We start from the raw sequence: 1087 nt of genomic DNA on the forward strand, positions 1-1087 counted from the left end.
ACATCTTGAGGTGATGCATACTAAACGCTCCTTCGGAGCGGATTAGTATGTACGCGCATCCCGAGAGCAACCCGAAATCAACCTGAAATGCGCCTGAGGGGGCGTTTACATCCTCAAAAATCCAGATGGAGTACCTACTAAAGAGACAACTTGAGCGATTTAGTATGTACCCCTAAAATTTTCCCCATTTTTTGATGCATACTAAAGCGCAGCCAATCCCCATTTAGTATGCATTTCCACTGCGTGAAAGCGCATTCCCCGCCGTTTTTTGTAAAACTTTGAAAATTTTTCGTCAAAACGGAAATTTTCAGTCATTTCCATCGTGTATATATATAGATGGGGCCTTTTCCATCTCGCAGCTCCCCGCGCAGCGGGACATGGATATGACAAATAAAGCAAAGATCAAACAACAAATAGAAATCATCCGGAAAAAGACATTCCTGGATGCAACCCTCGATCGTGTATTCAAGATGCTTTTCTCAGTAGACAGTGCGCTGATACACTTTTTGAACGCAATCCTTCACTTGCCAGATGCAACAAAAATTGTATCCATCTCTCGACCTAAGAAGGTCACCGTCAAGCTTGATTCCGGAGAAGGTTCCGAAATCGTACGATTTGACATCCACGCCAAACTGAAGAACAAACAGTTCATAGACCTTGAAATGCAACGAGCGGGACACACCGATTTCCTCGATCGCATCGAGTTGTATTCCTCGCTGCTGGAAATCAACTCAAAAATCAGTTTTGACAAGGGGCGTCCTAAACGAGAAAAGAATGTACATCCCTATCTTATGCCAGAGACCTATTCTATTTGGCTGTGCAATTTCAAAGTCCCCTTCAGCAAATCCTATCGAGAGGAACTAGGATTATTCAGACTCTCCGATATAGGCAATCCAAAGGCTCTTCCCATCTACACGAAAAAAAGGTATATTATCATCGATCTCACGAAGTACAAGGCGGCACGCAACACCCCTGAAGCGGAATGGCTCAAACTCATCGCCACTTCAGCCAGCGCGACATCTGCCCCCAAGACAACCGACAAGGCTATCGCAGACGCCTACTCTCGTTTACAGGTCAAGAACGCATC

General features: G+C 45.1%; 1 protein-coding gene. It reads left to right on the plus strand.

Translation table 11 applies throughout. The annotated features are described in order from the left end of the window. Positions 1-377: 377 nt before the first annotated feature. Positions 378-1087: PD-(D/E)XK nuclease family transposase (locus BUB59_RS14925; RefSeq protein ID WP_143160442.1), on the plus strand; the 710-nt coding region annotated here is incomplete at its 3' end.

This window comes from Fibrobacter sp. UWEL (assembly GCF_900142535.1).
Lineage (GTDB): Bacteria > Fibrobacterota > Fibrobacteria > Fibrobacterales > Fibrobacteraceae > Fibrobacter.